Source organism: Glutamicibacter sp. 2E12 (assembly GCF_050030965.1).
Classification (GTDB): domain Bacteria; phylum Actinomycetota; class Actinomycetes; order Actinomycetales; family Micrococcaceae; genus Glutamicibacter.
This window is the reverse complement of sequence record NZ_CP188297.1, coordinates 3,794,837-3,811,094: the sequence shown is the minus strand read 5'-3', so window position 1 is coordinate 3,811,094 and position 16,258 is coordinate 3,794,837. Positions and strand designations below refer to the sequence as shown.

Below are 16,258 nucleotides of genomic sequence, written 5' to 3'. Positions count from 1 at the left end.
CATCGGCACTCTGAAAGATAGGATGTACAGAGTTGAAACTGTGAAAGGTAGCAAATGTCCTTTGAAGAGCACCCAGCGCGACCGCGCAAAAAGAAAAAGCGCACCGGGCGAGCCATCGTCTTAAGCGTGCTTGCCCTCGTCATGGTCGCGGCGCTTGTTGCCGCCGGTTACCTTTGGAACCTTGGCAGAACTTTCGACTCTGAAAGCCAGACCATTACGGATGCCTTCCCTGCCGAAGAAACTCGTCCTGAAGTCAATGACGAGTCCAAGGACGCCGTCAACATCCTGCTGCTCGGAAGCGATACTCGCGCAACTCGTGATGCGGATGAGGACAGCGAAGACTTTGGTACCCTGCCTAACGGTGGCCGCTCAGACACCATGATGCTGGTTCATATTCCTGCAGACCGCGAGAATGTGTTTGTCACCTCCGTCATGCGCGACACCTGGCTTGATATTCCGGGCGTAGGCACTGCCAAGATCAACCGCGCTTTTGCCAGCGGTGGAGTGCCCAAAGCAGTCGAAACCCTTGAGGGGCTCTTTGGCGTTCGCATTAACCACGTCGCGTCCGTCGATTTCGAAGGATTCAAGGGTCTAACCGATGCAGTAGGCGGAGTTACCGTCAACAACCCGCGCGGCTTCAAGCAGTCGATTGTTAATGGCATGTACTTCCCAGAGGGTGTTCAAACCCTGGACGGTGAACAGGCACTGGCATTTGTCCGTGAACGCAAGTCCTTCCCAGGCAGCGACTACGAGCGCGTCAAGAACCAGCAGCTTTTCGTCAAGGCTTTGCTTGGTCAGTTGATGTCCAAGGAAACCCTGACCAACCCGGGTAAGGTCTCTGAAGTTGTTTCTCAAATTGCACCGTTCATTGCAGTAGATGAAACTCTGGATTCTGGCAAGGTTGCCTCTTACGCTTCCTCCATGCTGAACCTGCGTTCGAACGATATGGAATTCTTCACCCTTCCTAACAAGGGCCCGGGACGTTCGGCCGACGGACAGTCAATTGTCATTCCGGATATGGAAGTGATTGAGAAGTTTGGCAAGGCACTGCAAGAAGACAAGATGGCAGAGTTCGTAGAAACTACTGACCTGTCACGATAACTCCACTGAAGGACCGACTTTCCATGACTCCCCAAAAACTCGATACCTCGGTGCGTGCCATCAGAGAATGGCTCGCACGGAGTGTCAAGAGTCTCGGGAACCATTCTGACCGGCTCAATGCCATCAACGTTTTCCCGGTAGCAGACGGAGATACGGGCAGTAACCTGTATCTGACTGCACGGGCAGGTCACGATGCAGTGAGTAAACTGGAAAGCGACGACATCGGTGGCTTCTTAGAAGTTGCCGCGCGCGCGTCAATGGAATCGGCGCGCGGCAACTCTGGAACCCTGTTGGCTGTATTCCTCAGCGGCCTGAGTGAACCGTGGGTCGGTTACGAGCGGCTTACCGCGCCGCTGCTAGCCCTTGGGCTTGAACGTGCCAAGGTGCGCTCCTGGTCAGCACTGAGTGAACCAGTTGAAGGCACCATGCTCTCCGTGATCAACGCCATCGCGTTGGCCGCAGGCTCAACCCTTGCTCACTTGAAGTGCGATTTAGAAAGCCGTGCAGCGTTGGACACGGTATTGACCCAGATGAGCCAAGCGGCTCGATTGGCAGTGAAGGGAACTGAAACAGAGCTCCCGTCCCTCGTTGAAGCCGGTGTAGTAGATGCGGGCGCGGTGGGCATGCTGATCATCATCGATGAACTTTGCGCTGCTATTCGAAGCGACGCCACTGATTTTGAGTCCTACGAGAAATTCCATGGCTATCAGGTCCAGGATCCGCATGTTCATCTGAACAATGACACTGAGACCGGCGTCGAAGTCATGTGCACTGTTTCTCTGGACGCATTAGGCGCTGCTACTCTGCGCGGTCAGCTAGATGCCATGGGCAATTCCGTGATCATGTCCCCGGTAAACCAGCTTGAAGAAGACACCTACCGTTGGCGCGTACATGTGCATGTTCCGGAGTCTGAAAAAGCCTTGGACCTGATCAAGAAATACGGTGACCCAGTGAATATCAGCGTCACCGACCTGTGCACCCACGATGGCTGAAACAACGCTGACCACGTTTGAGAATGCAGAACTCTCAACATTCCTCGGAAATAAGAACGCCACCGCGCTGGAAAAGGCATTCGGCTACAGCACAGTGGGGGAGTTCCTCTGGCATTTTCCGCGGCGCTATGTCGAAGTAGGCGAACTTACCCCAATTTCAGAGCTTCCCTTTGACGAGCACGTCACTGTTGTAGCCCAGGTGGTCAACGTTAGCCAGCGGCAGATGCACTCGCGTCGCGGTTTCATTTTTGAAGTGACCGTTAGTGATGAGCTCAGTGCAGGCGGCCAAGAGCTGAAGATGACCTTCTTCAATGGTTATCAAGCCCGAACCGACCTGGATATTGGAACTATTGCAATGTTCAGCGGCAAGGTTGGCTGGTACCAGGACCACCTGCAGCTGAGCCAGCCCGACTACGCGATCCTGGATGAGGCATCACAGGCGGATCCGCGCCCTATCCCGATCTATCCGGCTTCGGCGAAGATGCCGAATAAGCGCATCAGGGATTTGATGGCGTTGTTGATGGAAGAATTCACAGATCAGAATCTTCCTGAATTTCTTCCAGCAGACCTGCTACGCACCCATCATTACCCAGTACGCCATCAAGCGTTCTTGGATCGACATTTTCCCAAAGAAATCAAGCAGGCTTACGTGGCTCGACAGCGCTTTGCCTTTGAAGAAGCCTTCATGCTGCAGCTGGCATTAGGGGAACGCGGTCGCCAGCTGGGAGCGCAGAAAGCTATCGCGCGTCCACAGGTGACAGGACGACTGGCCGATAAATTTGATGCCATCCTGCCGTTTACCCTGACCGAAGACCAGCTCCTCGTCGGAGAACAAATCTCTGCCGATCTGGCACAGCCACATCCGATGCATCGATTGCTGCAGGGAGAGGTAGGCTCCGGCAAGACCATTGTCGCGCTACGCGCCATCTTGCAGGTGATCGATGCCGGAGGACAGGCGGCGCTCCTAGCGCCGACAGAAGTCCTGGCCGCCCAGCACTATGCGTCTATCAAGAAGATGCTTGGCAACCTCGCAGAACCCGGATTGTTCGGCCAAGGCGAAGGAACTGGAGTCGCGCTCCTGACAGGTTCGGCAAAAACTGCACAGCGTCGTGAAGCTCTATTAGGTATTGCCAGCGGTGAATCAGGACTGGTGATTGGGACGCATGCCCTGCTGGGCGATCAGGTGCAATTTGCTGAACTTGGCCTAGTCGTCGTGGATGAGCAACATCGTTTTGGCGTTGAACAGCGCGATGCCTTGCGGGCAAAGGCGGCCGGCTCAGTCCCGCATACCCTGGTCATGACCGCTACGCCGATCCCGAGAACCGTAGCTATGACCGTGTTCGGCGATTTGGACACGTCGACAATCAAGCGCCTGCCCGCTGGGCGCGCACCGATCCAAACGCATATTGTGCCCATGCAGCTGACCGGTTTCCGCGACAGGTTGTTCTCAAGGATCATTGAGGAAGTGGGGAAGGGCCACCAAGTCTATGTGGTGTGTCCAAGAATTTCGGACACGACAGCGGAACAAGGCGTTCTCCTAGCGACCTATGAAGATTCTGCCGGACAAACCATGAGCGTCGAAGCCATGCAGGAGTTGCTGGGTGGTATGCCTGAATTTGCTGGGATACGTACCGAAGCGTTGCACTCGCAACTGGATGCAGCAGACAAGCAGGAAACCATGGATTCCTTTGCACGTGGCGAAATTGACGTGCTGATTTCCACGACTGTCATTGAAGTCGGTGTTGACGTTCATAATGCGACGTTGATGGTGATCATGGATGCTGAGCGCTTTGGCATCTCGCAGCTCCACCAGCTGCGTGGCCGCGTAGGCCGTGGCGGATTTCCCGGGACGTGCCTCATGACCACATGGTTGGACGCGGACCATCCGTCGGTTGGACGTTTGAAGACGATCGAGTCAACAATCGATGGCTTTGAGCTAGCCGAAGCAGACTTGGCGGAACGCAAAGAAGGAAACATCCTCGGCGTTCAGCAATCGGGTAGCCGATCGTCGTTGCGGGAACTGAGCATCATCAAGGATCGCTCGCTTATTGAGCGGGCTAGAACCGACGCGGGTCTCCTCCTTGCCGATGGCAACTGGGGACGTCAACACCCCGGACTCCTGGTGGCTGCCGGGAATTGGCTTGATGAATCCACCAAAGAATATTTGAATAAGAACTGATTGAAGGTAGATCTAGGCAATGAGCCGAATAATCGCTGGAGCCGCTGGCGGGCGTCCACTGAAGTCCGTACCTGGTGATGCAACACGCCCTACAACGGACCGGGTCAAAGAGGCTCTTTTCTCCCGTTTGGAAAGCTGGGACATCCTCTCCGGTGCACGAGTACTGGATCTCTTTGCAGGATCAGGGTCGCTAGGAGTCGAGACAGCCAGTCGCGGTGCGCGGCAGGTTGTTCTTGTAGAAAAGGCGCCCAAAGCGGTCTCTGTTTGCCAGCAGAATGCGGCACTGGTGAATAAGGTATTGAAGACCGATACAGTGTCGGTTCAGCGCGGGAGCGTTGATAGCGTCCTTGATGGTTATTACAACGCGGTTTCTGGAGTGCCCAGCAAGACTTTTGACGTTGTCTTGCTGGATCCTCCTTACCCGCTGACTGAAGAAGAACTAGCTGTCACACTCGAGAAGATATCCCGAATCCTAGCTGAAGATGCCACCGTGATCGTCGAGCGTTCCGGTCGTTCACCAGAACCAACATGGCCTAGTGCCATGGAGAAGTTCGCCGACAAGAAATACGGCGAAACGCACCTATGGTTTGCAGAACCCATCTAGATCCATCGAATGGCGAACCTCTGAAGGATATGGTCCCGCTGCCTGGCATTGGAGTATTTGATCGTCCCGGACTCGTTGGCGGGACGCTGTCAGTATCAAGTTTCCGGGGAAGCGCTTGGTAAACATTTCCGGACTTGAACTCAGCATCACGAATTCAAAGCTGGAACCTGCTGCCTCAATTTGAGAACAGGTGAAATCCAAGGGAGGGTCATCGCCAATGTTCACGAACAGCAATCCGTCATTGGCCAACGAATTCTTGAGTTCTGCATAGTAGCCGTCGGTGGTGAGGTGTTCAGGTGCGTCCGGCCCAGAGAAGATATCCAGTACGATGACGTCAAACTTTTCACCGACCAGTTGTTCAGCAAGCACGCTCCTTGCATCGGCAACAATTGGAGACAGGTCGCAGCCTTGAGGCAAAGGCAGATGCGTGAGAACGAAATCAAGAAGTTCCCGCTCAATGTCTACAGCTACGTGAGTACTCGAGGGATAAACCACACTCGCCCAGCGAGCCAGGGTCAAGGCGCCTGCGCCGAGATGCAGCATCTTCATTGGACGCTCTTCTGGGTGCAGGACCTTCAGATGATTGGCAATGCGCGCGAGATATTCGTAGAAGACTTCTTCCGGATGCGAAAGATTGACATGCGACTGGGGTGCGTCGCCGATGGCGAGTATTTTTGACCCGGGGACCAAGTCATCGTCGTAAATCGTGGCGTGTTCCTGGACGAAACCAAGCCACCGTTTAGCCGGCTTTCGTGTCAATTGGAGAACACCTCTGGCAGGCGCTGCAATCGCTGAACCGCATCGGAAATCACGTCATGCTTTTTGCAGAAGGCGAAGCGCAGCAGACCCTGGTAATCATTTCGGTTTTCGGGATGGACAAAGGCCGACATCGGTATCGCTGCAACTCCGAGGCGCTCGGGCATCATTCGTGCTACTTCAGCAGCATCATTCAATTCAAAGCCACGTACATCAGCAACCAAGAAGTAGGTCCCCTTTGGGCGAATCACTGGGATGCCAGCTGTTTCCAGGCCTGATGCGAGAATTTCTCCCGACTGTCCGAGATCGGCAGCGAAGCGCTCGAAAAAGGCGTCTGGAAGTTGCAGGGCTTGCGCTACTGCCGGTTGGAAAGCTGGGCCCGAGGAGTAGGTCAGGAACTGTTTCACTGTTCGGACAGCAGTAATCAGCTGGCGAGGACCGGTTGCCCAGCCTACTTTCCAGCCGGTAAAGGAGAAAGACTTGCCCGCTGAAGAAATGGTGATGGTCCGTTCTGATCCACCGGGCAGGCTCGCGATAGGAACATGTCGCACACCGAAAGTCAGATGTTCATAGACTTCATCGGAGATGATGATGCAGTTGTGCTGATGTGCCAGGGCAATGATTTCTTGGAGCACCGATGCATCTAATACGGTGCCAGTAGGATTATGGGGATTGTTCACAAGGATTACCCGCGTCTGGTCAGTGACCGCACGTCGAAGGTCATCCAAATCTGGTTCGAAATTCGGAGCCTTGAGCTGAACGACCTTATGCACAGCGTTGGTCAACCCAATCATGGCTGCATAGGAATCGTAATAAGGCTCAAAGGTCACAACTTCATCGCCAGGTTCCAGGAAAGCCAGCAGGGAAGCAGCGATGGCTTCAGTTGCGCCAGTGGAAACGACGACCTCAGTCTGTGGGTCAAGCTTCAGCGAATAGAACCGCTCCTGATGCGCAGCGATAGCTTCGCGGAGGTTCAGCGTCCCTGAACCTGGTGCATATTGGTTAGCGCCATCTTGTATTGCGTCCATGGCAATTTGCTTGATTTCTGGTGGACCCTCGGAATCAGGGAACCCCTGGCCTAGATTGATGGCCTTGTGATGATTCGCTAATGCGGTGATTTCTTCAAAGACCGTCACTCCAGGCTGGCCTGTGGAATCTAGGAGGTTGGCACCATATGCGGTTCGCTGCCATGGAGTGAATTCAATGCTCATGAGTCCATTATCGTCCTGTACATAGGAACAAGGGCATTAAGTCATGGAATCTTTACGAGACATTCACATCAGATCGCTAATTTGACATGAGTTCTTGATAGATTCAGTTCATGCGAAGAGCGGTATGCCCGGGTTCTTTTGACCCAATTCATAATGGACACGTCGAAATCATTGCGCGCGCGGCGAGCCTTTTTGATGAGGTGATCGTGGCAGTGTCCACGAATTACTCCAAGAAGTATCGCTTCAGCGAAGACGAACGAGTCGCCATGGTAGAAGAAACTGTCGGTGGACTGCGTGGGGTTTCCGCTGTGCCGATGGGCCAGGGCCTGCTAGCTGATTTCTGCAAGGAGCAGGGAGCGGAAGCAATCGTCAAGGGATTGCGTAGCACTGTTGACTACGCCTATGAGATTCCCATGGCCACGATGAATCGGCATCTCACAGGTGTGGAAACGGTCTTCCTTCAGGCTGATACGCGATACACGCATCTTTCCTCATCTCTGCTCAAGGAAGTACAGGCTCTTGGAGGGGACGTAGATGAATACTTCCCGCGCGCTGTAATCAAGAGGCTTACTCATCCGTAGGTAGTTGCGCAATACTGTCGCCATTAACTAATCCGAAGATAGGGGATTCAACACTATGTCTGCACCTCGCGCCATTACTAAAGCGGTCATTCCGGCAGCCGGTTTAGGGACACGATTCCTTCCAGCAACAAAAGCAATGCCCAAGGAAATGCTCCCAGTTGTAGACAAGCCAGCGATTCAATATGTGGTCGCCGAAGCTGCTCGTGCTGGGCTTAATGATGTCCTGATGATTACCGGACGAAACAAGCGCGCTCTTGAAGACCATTTTGATCGTGTTCCGTCACTGGAAGCGTCTCTTGAAGCGAAGGGTGATACGAAGAAGCTCGCGCTGGTGCAAGATGCCACAGCGTTGGGGGATATCCATTACGTACGGCAACGCGATCCTCGCGGGCTGGGTCATGCAGTCCTATGTGCCAAGCAACATGTAGGCGATGAACCATTTGCGGTTCTTCTCGGTGATGACTTGATCCATGAAGATGATGACTTGCTTTCTTCCATGATTGACATTCAAAAGTCGACTGGCGGTTCAGTTATTGCTCTGATGGAAGTTGATCCAAAACAAATCAGTGCTTATGGATGTGCAGATGTATCCCGGGTAGCGGATGCCGACTACGTCAAAGTTAATGGACTAGTTGAGAAACCGAGCGTTGAAGAAGCACCGAGTAATCTAGCTGTCATTGGACGTTATCTACTGCATCCCCGTGTATTCGAGATTCTGAAGCACACGGCTCCCGGTCGGGGCAATGAAATTCAATTAACGGATGCTCTACAAGAGTTGGCGACTGCCGACGGCGAGGGAGCTGGTGTTCACGCTGTAGTTTTCCGAGGCCGGCGTTACGACACCGGCGACAAACTAAGTTATCTGCAAGCGAACATTACCCTTGCTGTAGAGAACGAAGAACTCGGGGCCAACTTGAAGACTTGGCTGAAAGATTTCGTCAGAACTCTAGAAGACTAGTTCTTGGCTTAGGCTACTCAGGATAATCACATTTATCTTGGGTAGTCTTTTTCATTGCGCGAAGTCACCCCGACTGCCGTTGACCTTGGGGGATCGTTGCCCGGTGGAGTAGGAATGAGAATAGTGCAAGACCAAGATTCAGTCTTTTTGTCGCGGAGCGCGCGGAATCGATCTGAACGTCGGAAAAAGAAGAGAACACAAGGCATCGTCGTGTCTGTAGTTGTAGTGCTCCTGGTGGCAGTGCTCAGTGCCGGCTATGTTCTATTCGATTTGCAGCGACAGTTCAACACGAAATCCAATACCGTGGCTTTAGGATTTTCAGACGCCGAGGAACAAGCTCGTCCCATCAAGGATCCTGAAGATAAGTCCATGAACGTCTTACTACTGGGCGTCGATCATGCAGATGAAGGTACCGCCGATGCTCAAGCTCTTGATGAGGCAGTATCGCAACGTAGCGATTCAATGATGCTTGTTCATATCCCGGAAGACCGCTCACAGGTCTACATTATGTCGATGGTTAGAGACATGTATGTGGAGATTCCGGGGCATGGAATGAACAAGCTCAACTCCGCGATATCGCTTGGCGGGGTTCCCCTGTTGATGCAAACGATTGAAGGACTCTTCAGCACCAAGCTTGATCATGTAGCCATGGTTGATTTCGAAGGGTTCCGTGAATTATCGACTGCTCTGGGAGGGGTGACTGTAAATAATGAGATCCCATTCACGGCAAACGACACGGACTACTTCTACCCAGCCGGCGACATCACGCTGGAAGGCGACCGCGCACTTCGGTTTGTGCGTGAGCGAAAGTCGTTTACCAATGGTGATTACCAACGTGTCGCGAATCAACGCAAGTTCATCGCTGCAGCAGCAAATCAGGTGCTCTCATCAGAAACATTAACTAACCCTGTCAAGCTGTACGACATCGTCGACAAGGTATCTCCTTATCTTACCTTTGACGACAACTTTGATGCCGCAACGTTGGTCGGACTGGGTTTGCAACTCAAAAACGTGGACACGGACAATATGGAGATGTTCACCATGCCAACCGCTGGAACATCGACTAGCGCAGATGGGCAATCGATAGAATTGGCAAGCGAACTCGCTATTGCTCAAATTAGTGAAGCTTTGAAAGGCGATGCAATGGCTGACTACCTTCGCGAGAACCCGCCTGAAACACCGTAAGCAGCAGATGTGGGATGTACTACACCAGACTGAAGAGCGAAAGCCAGAAGAACAGCTCCCCATCTACTAGACTTTGTACATCTATGCTTAGCCGATAATGCATCAAGAAGCATTCGAACAAGAGGACATAATTCGCATGACAGTTGCAGATGAGGCCGAAAAATACGGCTTGCACCGTGTTGGTGCAAGACCGACATTGGTCAGCTATCTGAAACAGACGTGGCAGCGACGTGAGTTCATCTATGAGCTTGCCAAGGCTCGTGTACAGTCACAAAACCAGCGCAATCGTCTCGGGATGTTGTGGATCGTCATTAAACCAACGTTCAACGCGCTTGTTTACGGATTCGTTTTCGGCATTCTGCAAGGCGGAAAACGTGGAGTGGACTATCCCGTGTACATTGTTATCGGTGTCTTTCTATTCGAATTCTTCTCGACGTCGATGAATGGAGGAGCGAAATCAATCACTGGCAATGCCTCATTGGTGCAGTCCTTGGCGTTTCCTCGGCTAGCACTACCAACTGCGCAAGTTCTCCAGAGTTTGCTTAGTCTCATGCCGATGCTAGCAGTCATGTTTATTTATGCACTGATTCTCGGAACAGAACCGAAATGGTCTTGGTTCGCCATTGTTCCAATTCTCATGTTGTTTACTGTTTTCAATCTTGGCGTCGCTTTGCTTTGTGCTCGAATTACCGTACACGTAAGAGATTTCTCAAATATTCTTCCCATGATCGGCCGAGTTCTTTTTTACACATCTGGAGTCCTTTTCAGTGCGGACCGTTTACTCAGCCACTGGCCTTGGCTAATCGCAGTATTTGATGTCCATCCCATTTATCAAACGCTACAGCTCGCCCGCGGATTCATCATGGACCATGCAGTATATGATCCGTGGGCCTGGTGGGTTGTTGCTGGATGGGCTTTTGTCATGTTGCTTGCTGGTCTCGTGTTCTTCTGGAAGGCAGAGGAAAGGTATGGACGTGCGAATTAGTTTTGATGACCTAATTAATCCAGAGTTGCATCCGGAATATGAACCTGCACCAATATTCACTGATGACACTTCATTTATCGATGTCGTTTCTCCGGATCAGAACAATGTTAGCCAAGTGCAGGTCGATCCAAGTCGTACCCCCGTCGTAATAGTTGATAATTTGCATGTAAAATATGAGGTTTTCGCTAGCGGAAAAGCAATCGGAAACGCGGGTGCTCGACGGTTACTACAACCGAAATTACGGGGTGTTCGTACAGTTCATGCTCTCAAAGGTATTAGTTTCGTCGCCTACGAGAACGAATCCATTGGAGTCATAGGATCTAACGGATCTGGTAAATCAACTCTTCTTAGAGCGATTACGGGGTTGACGCCTCCATCTGAAGGTGCTGTTTTTGCTCGCTCCCGACCAAGTCTATTGGGCGTTGGCGCGGCCCTAATTCCTGACCTTTCCGGAGATAAAAACATTACGTTGGGTGGTCTCGCACTTGGTTACAGTCGAGCCCAAGTTGAAGAAATGCGTGACGACATAACGAAGTTCGCGGAACTGGAAGAATTTATCGACCTTCCGATGCGAACCTACTCATCCGGTATGGGGGCACGATTGAAGTTTGCAATAGCTGCTTCGAAACGACATGACATCTTGATAGTTGACGAAGCATTGGCTGTTGGGGATGCGAAGTTCAAGAAGCGGAGTGAAGCGAAAATCCGTGAAATTCGTGACAGCGCGGGCACAATTTTCAATGTATCTCACTCTATGAACTCAATCAAAGAAACCTGCGATCGCGTTATATGGATCGAGAAGGGCGTTCAAATGATGGATGGCGACACCATTTCGGTAATTAAGGAATACCAGAAGCATTTGAAAGCGAGAAAGAAATAAGTGAACGTATGAGGAAAATTCCTGGCGTCTCTTATGTCATGCCTGTGCTCAATGAAGAAGAGTATCTGGAAGAGGCCGTAACTTCAATCTTGTCGCAGGATTATGCCGGTAAAAAAGAGTTGGTTCTGGCCCTAGGCCCAAGCACAGATACCACGAATGACGTCGCACAACTTCTGGCTAAGGAAGATCCCCGGATTATCCTCGTCGACAACCCGTTGGGCAGGACCCCGATCGCACTGAATCTGGCGGTACGCGCATCCACGATGCCAGTCGTTATTCGTGTCGATGCCCACAGCGAGATTCCAAAGAATTATACGCAACGTGGCATCGAGACCCTCTACCGTGTCAATGCATATGACGTGGGCGGGTTGATGGACGCCAAGGGGCGTACACCCGTCCAGCGCGGAATCGCAGCTGCGTACCATTCGAAATTCGGTTTTGGCGGACCTGCTTACCATTCGGGTGCACCAGAAGGTCCTTCTGAATCGGCCTATCTGGGAATCTTCCGACGCGAAGTATTCGACGAAGTCGGTTATTATAACGAAGAACTTTGGCGTGCCCAGGACTGGGAGCTATGCCTCCGCATACGCCAGGCGGGACATACGGTTTGGTTCGACCCAGAGCTAAAGGTTGGATACTACCCTCGCGAGAACTTCGGAGCGTTAATCAGCCAGTCCATGGCCTCTGGGACGTGGCGGGCTGAAATTGCGCGGCGCTTCCCCGAAGGTAAGTCGTTGCGCCATGATATTCCACCACTATTGCTCTTGGGGGTTGCAACGGGACTGGCTGCAACTGTAATTGAGCCACTAGTCCGCGAAGCAGCCCCAACTCGTGTGAGCGTAGTTTTGAACTTGGCCAAGGCCGTCCCTGCGGTCTATGCAGTGATCGCGTTGGCTGCGGGGCTGACTAGCAACGCGAAAGGATTGAAAGACAAGTTGCTGGCCGCATGTGCTTTCCCCGCAATCCATTTGCCTTGGGCTTTTGGATACATCAAGGGTCGTTTTTGCGGGGCAGCCGGCACTGTCGACAAAGGGCGCGTTAGGTAATCATGGTTGAACGTCCAAAGAACCCAACGCTTGAACAGCTGCGCGCGGTCTGCCAACCGCCGGAAGTCCGTGCGCGTAAGAATGCCGAGCACTGGACAGCTGAGCTGTACCTGCGCCATATCTCCATTTACCTCACCGCAATACTGGTGCGCACGCGTATCAGTGCGAACGGCGTTACCGGCTTGATGATTCTTGCGGGTTGGTGCATGTCTCTGGCGCTGTTGATCCCTGGCATCTGGGGACCGTTGCTGGCAGTGATCTTGTCGCAGCTCCAGCTGTATTTTGACTGTTCTGACGGAGAAGTCGCGCGTTGGAGGGGAACTCAATCTCCCCGCGGTATTTTCATTGACATGGTTGGGCACCACACAACAGAGGCGCTGATTCCAATTGTTTTGGGCTGCCGGGTGTTCAAAGAACTGTCTGCGGATAATTCCTCCGTTGAGCAGGCCTGGCCTACACTGTTCATGGCCGCTTGCCTCTCGGTTCTTCTGGTCTTGAATCGTTCGCAGTCACTCATGGTTCATGCAGCCAGAGGCATGGCAGGTCTCGGGAAATTGCCGGATACTGCCGCCGCCAGATCTGTTCCAACAACTTCACTCGTTGGAAAGCTGCGTTCCCTGGCTCGCTTCTTGCCATTCCATAAGCTGCTGCACGCAGTGGAACTATCGCTGATCATTCTTGGATGCTCAATTATCTCCGTAATCGTTGGTATTCCAGGAGTCGCTGAAAAGTGGATGATCTGGATCCTGTTGCCTGCATGCGTCCTGGTGAACTTTGGGCATTTCCTTTCTAATATGGCCTCGTCCCGGCTCAAAGCATAGTTTGACCTAATTCCGTATATCCCACCGCCTTAGAGGACAAATGCCTGCAGAGATCAAGCCGACCATCGGCGTAGTTGTGTTGACCATGGGTAACCGCCCGGTTGAGCTCCGACGCGCCCTGGAATCTTTGCTGGCCCAACGTTCAGTGCTGATTGACGCTGTAGTCGTAGGCAACGGATGGGATCCAACGGATATCCCTGAAGGGATCAAGACTCATTTTCTTCCAGAGAATTTGGGCATTCCGGCCGGCCGCAATGCTGGAGTGAACCAGATCAATGGCGAATACTTGTGCTTCCTCGATGACGATTCATGGTTCATCGATGATGACTTCTTGATTACGGCTGTCGAACGGTTCAAGCATTACCCTCGCATGGGGCTGTTGCAGCCGCGCATCACTGATCCTGAAAACGAAGAACAGAATCCACGACGTTGGATCCCGCGCTTGAAAAAACGAACGGCAGTGGAACCAAGCAAAGTTTTCCACGTGGGGGAAACTTGCCTAGTTACTACCCGTAGAATTTTTGATTCCACGGGTGGCTGGGCGGGGGGATTCTGGTACGCGCATGAAGGCATCGAACTTGCCTGGCGCGTATGGGACACAGGCACTTACGTCTGGTATGCCGGCGACATGCAGATTGGCCATCCGATCGTGGATCCACGACGCCACGACGAGTTCTATCGTTTGAATGCCCGAAACCGGGTGTGGCTGGCTCGCCGTAACTTGCCCGTGCCGCTGCGTTGGATCTATCCAACAACCTGGATGCTCATTGAGTGCTTGCGGCTGCGACACAACAAAAGCGCTGTGTCCCAGTACATAGCCGGATGGCGGGCAGGTTGGACCGGCAGCCCCTGGTACCGTGAACCACGGCCTAAACTTAGATGGAAAACAATAGTTCGCATGACCCTCGCGGGTCGTCTGCCTATTATCTAACGACGAACACAAGTGAGCGCCACTAGCTAAGCAAGCGAAGCTATTACCTTACTTCGAAAGGGACCCATGACTAAAACTGTTTTGACGTACGGAACTTTTGACCTGTTCCATATCGGCCACCTGAATATCCTGAAGCGTCTCAAGGAGAAGGGCGACCGCCTGGTTGTTGGCGTATCCACTGATGAGTTCAACGCCATCAAGGGCAAGAAGCCTGTAGTTCCTTTCGAACAGCGTCTTGAGATCGTCCAAGCCATCAAATACGTAGACCTCGCCATTCCCGAAGAGAACTGGGAACAGAAACGTACTGACATCAAGAAGTACGATGCAAAGGTCTTCGGCATCGGCGAAGACTGGAAGGGCAAGTTTGACGACCTCGGTGATGAAGTCGAAGTTGTCTACCTTCCACGTACCTCAGGTATCTCGACAACCGAAATGAAACGTGTCCTGAGCGAGTTCGATGAGCGACATGTCACGTCGTTAAAGAACACATTGGACACTTTGAGCCAGATCGTGAAGGAACTGAGCTAGTAAACTCGTTTAGTTGTAAGTTGTTGTTTTCGAGATTTGAAAGTACTCATGGCTAGCGAGCACATCACAGACTCCATCAAGTCCAGCGTAAAGGGCGCCCTGCAAAAAGTGGGGCGACGTCCGGAAGCAAAACGGATATCCCGTCTGATGGGGCTAACCGGTCGTCCGTCGGCCAATGTGAATGTTGGTGTATCCAATATTCCGGTACCAGGATCTGTAGCGGTTTACTTCGGAGATGGCGCTGACAAGATCTATCAGGTGACTCAGTGGCTTCCGGTGCTTGAAGAACTGCATGTGAAAGAAGAAGTACTGCTGGTCTTCCGTACTTTGAGTGCTTTCAAAGCGGCGGAGAAATTTACAGACCTGCCAAGGATCTATGTACGCCGATTGACTGATCTCATGGATCTGTATGATGACAATGACCTGAAGCTGGTCATATACACCAACAATTCGCGCACGAATTTCCAGTCCCTGGATCACCCAAGGCTTGTTCACGTGCATGTAAACCATGGTGAGAGCGACAAACTCTCGATGGTTTCGAATAAGGCCAAGGCCTACGACAAGGTTTTTGTCGCAGGCCCTGCAGCCATCAAGCGCCACGAGGCAATGTTGATTGACTTCGAGTTCAACAAATTGGAAGTCACCGGTCGTCCGCAGCTGGATATCAACTTCGAACTCGAATTGGAACCAAGCGAGAAGTTCGATGTCATGTATGCGCCGACGTGGGAAGGGGAAAACGAAGACAACAACTACACCTCGTTGGACAAGTATGGTGTTGCCATTGTCGAGTCATTGTTGGAGAACCCTTCTTGGCGCGTCGTCTATAAGCCGCACCCACGAATTCAGGAAAGCAATACTCCTGGCGTTGCTCAGGCACACGCACGCATTCTGGAAATGATCGAAGCTGCCAATGAAGCCGGCGCAGAGCACGTGATATCCGAACAGGGCAATATCTTGGCCATGTTCGAGTCGACCGATGCGCTGATTACCGATGTTTCCAGCGTAGGCCTGGACTACCTGTACCTCCACCCGGGCAATCCGTTAGTCATTTCCGACCGACGTACCAACCGCGAAATTCTTCACCGCGATGCACCAGTTGCGCAGGCCTGCCACGTAGTAGACCAAGATAGCGTGAAGAACGTAGGAGACCTGCTCGCCGATGCACTGACTCGTGACGGACACAAGGATCAGCGCATTGAAATGCGCCAGTTCTACTTTGGCGACCTGAACCGAGGGGATTCAACTAAGCGATTCCAGGACGTCATTCAGAAGCTGATTGTTGAACGTCAAGGAAAGCTGGAGAACTTCCGGGGTTGGCACAGCTAGAGGTCCGCTGACTCCTTGGTCCCAATTCGTACCATACGAATTGGGACCAATTGCTTTAAGCGCCAGATAATGACAACGCTCCAGTCGAAGCAGACTCTATGGCCATTTGCAGGTGTCCGTGGCGGTTTCAAACTGATTTGATCGCCCATGGGCGGTAATCTTAGACTGTGGATC

The 16,258-nt window shown here is 52.4% G+C and carries 16 protein-coding genes; 14 read left to right on the top strand and 2 right to left on the bottom strand.

What is annotated here, in order from left to right:
- Positions 1 to 54 precede the first annotated feature (54 nt).
- The 4 genes from ACP3TE_RS18065 to rsmD are packed head-to-tail and all read left to right on the top strand — an operon-like array spanning position 55 to position 4,876.
- On the top strand, positions 55 to 1,101 hold the full coding sequence (locus tag ACP3TE_RS18065) for an LCP family protein (protein ID WP_426734638.1): 1,047 nt from the start codon (positions 55 to 57) through the stop codon (positions 1,099 to 1,101).
- Positions 1,102 to 1,124: 23 nt separating this feature from the next.
- On the top strand, positions 1,125 to 2,093 hold the full coding sequence (locus ACP3TE_RS18060; RefSeq protein ID WP_105659158.1) for a DAK2 domain-containing protein: 969 nt from the start codon (positions 1,125 to 1,127) through the stop codon (positions 2,091 to 2,093).
- Positions 2,086 to 4,272, top strand: coding sequence for an ATP-dependent DNA helicase RecG (locus tag ACP3TE_RS18055; protein WP_426734635.1), 2,187 nt, complete (start codon positions 2,086 to 2,088; stop codon positions 4,270 to 4,272). Before ACP3TE_RS18060 ends, ACP3TE_RS18055 begins: the two co-directional genes overlap by 8 nt.
- 19 nt (positions 4,273 to 4,291) lie before the next feature.
- Positions 4,292 to 4,876 (top strand): 16S rRNA (guanine(966)-N(2))-methyltransferase RsmD, encoded by a 585-nt coding sequence (gene rsmD / locus ACP3TE_RS18050; protein ID WP_426734633.1) that lies wholly within the window; start codon positions 4,292 to 4,294, stop codon positions 4,874 to 4,876.
- Here rsmD and ACP3TE_RS18045 read toward each other — a convergent pair.
- Together ACP3TE_RS18045 and ACP3TE_RS18040 are read right to left on the bottom strand one after the other, a co-directional pair.
- Positions 4,853 to 5,635: a spermidine synthase gene (locus tag ACP3TE_RS18045; RefSeq protein ID WP_426734631.1), complete on the bottom strand. Its 783-nt coding sequence runs from the start codon at positions 5,633 to 5,635 to the stop codon at positions 4,853 to 4,855. The two genes, rsmD and ACP3TE_RS18045, sit on opposite strands and share 24 nt — an antisense overlap.
- Complete coding sequence (locus ACP3TE_RS18040) at positions 5,632 to 6,843, bottom strand: aminotransferase class I/II-fold pyridoxal phosphate-dependent enzyme (protein ID WP_426734629.1); 1,212 nt, start codon at positions 6,841 to 6,843, stop codon at positions 5,632 to 5,634. The genes ACP3TE_RS18045 and ACP3TE_RS18040 overlap by 4 nt, the downstream gene beginning before the upstream one ends.
- Positions 6,844 to 6,953: 110 nt before the next feature.
- Here ACP3TE_RS18040 and coaD point away from each other — a divergent pair, with 110 nt between their 5' ends.
- The 10 genes from coaD (at position 6,954) to ACP3TE_RS17990 (ending at position 16,084) form a co-directional block, all read left to right on the top strand.
- Positions 6,954 to 7,424 carry a pantetheine-phosphate adenylyltransferase gene (coaD, locus tag ACP3TE_RS18035; protein ID WP_105661166.1) on the top strand — a complete coding sequence of 157 codons (471 nt, stop codon included), beginning with the start codon at positions 6,954 to 6,956 and terminating at the stop codon, positions 7,422 to 7,424.
- A gap of 55 nt (positions 7,425 to 7,479) precedes the next feature.
- Positions 7,480 to 8,382, top strand: coding sequence for a UTP--glucose-1-phosphate uridylyltransferase GalU (galU, locus tag ACP3TE_RS18030; protein WP_134780348.1), 903 nt, complete (start codon positions 7,480 to 7,482; stop codon positions 8,380 to 8,382).
- A 210-nt stretch (positions 8,383 to 8,592) separates the two neighbouring features.
- Complete coding sequence (locus ACP3TE_RS18025) at positions 8,593 to 9,567, top strand: LCP family protein (RefSeq protein ID WP_426734627.1); 975 nt, start codon at positions 8,593 to 8,595, stop codon at positions 9,565 to 9,567.
- Between the two features lie 136 nt (positions 9,568 to 9,703).
- Positions 9,704 to 10,552 carry an ABC transporter permease gene (locus tag ACP3TE_RS18020; protein WP_426734625.1) on the top strand — a complete coding sequence of 283 codons (849 nt, stop codon included), beginning with the start codon at positions 9,704 to 9,706 and terminating at the stop codon, positions 10,550 to 10,552.
- Positions 10,536 to 11,432 (top strand): ABC transporter ATP-binding protein, encoded by an 897-nt coding sequence (locus ACP3TE_RS18015; RefSeq protein WP_426734623.1) that lies wholly within the window; start codon positions 10,536 to 10,538, stop codon positions 11,430 to 11,432. Before ACP3TE_RS18020 ends, ACP3TE_RS18015 begins: the two co-directional genes overlap by 17 nt.
- 8 nt (positions 11,433 to 11,440) lie before the next feature.
- Positions 11,441 to 12,478, top strand: coding sequence for a glycosyltransferase family 2 protein (locus tag ACP3TE_RS18010; protein WP_426734621.1), 1,038 nt, complete (start codon positions 11,441 to 11,443; stop codon positions 12,476 to 12,478).
- Positions 12,479 to 12,480: 2 nt separating this feature from the next.
- On the top strand, positions 12,481 to 13,299 hold the full coding sequence (locus ACP3TE_RS18005) for a CDP-alcohol phosphatidyltransferase family protein (RefSeq protein ID WP_426734620.1): 819 nt from the start codon (positions 12,481 to 12,483) through the stop codon (positions 13,297 to 13,299).
- A 40-nt stretch (positions 13,300 to 13,339) separates the two neighbouring features.
- A complete protein-coding gene (locus ACP3TE_RS18000) occupies positions 13,340 to 14,230 on the top strand; it encodes a glycosyltransferase family 2 protein (protein WP_134780345.1) in 891 nt (296 codons plus the stop codon).
- Between the two features lie 66 nt (positions 14,231 to 14,296).
- Entirely contained in the window at positions 14,297 to 14,758 is a 462-nt protein-coding gene (locus ACP3TE_RS17995; RefSeq protein WP_105659212.1) for an adenylyltransferase/cytidyltransferase family protein, read from the top strand.
- A 48-nt stretch (positions 14,759 to 14,806) separates the two neighbouring features.
- The gene (locus ACP3TE_RS17990) at positions 14,807 to 16,084 is read left to right on the top strand and encodes a CDP-glycerol glycerophosphotransferase family protein (protein WP_426734618.1); all 1,278 of its coding nucleotides are present in this window, start codon (positions 14,807 to 14,809) and stop codon (positions 16,082 to 16,084) included.
- Positions 16,085 to 16,258 lie beyond the last annotated feature (174 nt).

Bases quoted from the DNA above. Each gene is read 5' to 3' on its own strand.
- ACP3TE_RS18040 (WP_426734629.1), bottom strand. From the start codon at position 6,843: ATGAGCATTGAATTCACTCCATGGCAGCGAACCGCATATGGTGCCAAC.
- ACP3TE_RS18055 (WP_426734635.1), top strand. From the start codon at position 2,086: ATGGCTGAAACAACGCTGACCACGTTTGAGAATGCAGAACTCTCAACA.
- ACP3TE_RS18010 (WP_426734621.1), top strand. From the start codon at position 11,441: ATGAGGAAAATTCCTGGCGTCTCTTATGTCATGCCTGTGCTCAATGAA.
- ACP3TE_RS18015 (WP_426734623.1), top strand. From the start codon at position 10,536: ATGGACGTGCGAATTAGTTTTGATGACCTAATTAATCCAGAGTTGCAT.
- ACP3TE_RS18000 (WP_134780345.1), top strand. From the start codon at position 13,340: ATGCCTGCAGAGATCAAGCCGACCATCGGCGTAGTTGTGTTGACCATG.
- ACP3TE_RS17995 (WP_105659212.1), top strand. From the start codon at position 14,297: ATGACTAAAACTGTTTTGACGTACGGAACTTTTGACCTGTTCCATATC.
- ACP3TE_RS17990 (WP_426734618.1), top strand. From the start codon at position 14,807: ATGGCTAGCGAGCACATCACAGACTCCATCAAGTCCAGCGTAAAGGGC.
- ACP3TE_RS18060 (WP_105659158.1), top strand. From the start codon at position 1,125: ATGACTCCCCAAAAACTCGATACCTCGGTGCGTGCCATCAGAGAATGG.
- galU (WP_134780348.1), top strand. From the start codon at position 7,480: ATGTCTGCACCTCGCGCCATTACTAAAGCGGTCATTCCGGCAGCCGGT.
- ACP3TE_RS18065 (WP_426734638.1), top strand. From the start codon at position 55: ATGTCCTTTGAAGAGCACCCAGCGCGACCGCGCAAAAAGAAAAAGCGC.
- ACP3TE_RS18020 (WP_426734625.1), top strand. From the start codon at position 9,704: ATGACAGTTGCAGATGAGGCCGAAAAATACGGCTTGCACCGTGTTGGT.
- coaD (WP_105661166.1), top strand. From the start codon at position 6,954: ATGCGAAGAGCGGTATGCCCGGGTTCTTTTGACCCAATTCATAATGGA.
- rsmD (WP_426734633.1), top strand. From the start codon at position 4,292: ATGAGCCGAATAATCGCTGGAGCCGCTGGCGGGCGTCCACTGAAGTCC.
- ACP3TE_RS18005 (WP_426734620.1), top strand. From the start codon at position 12,481: ATGGTTGAACGTCCAAAGAACCCAACGCTTGAACAGCTGCGCGCGGTC.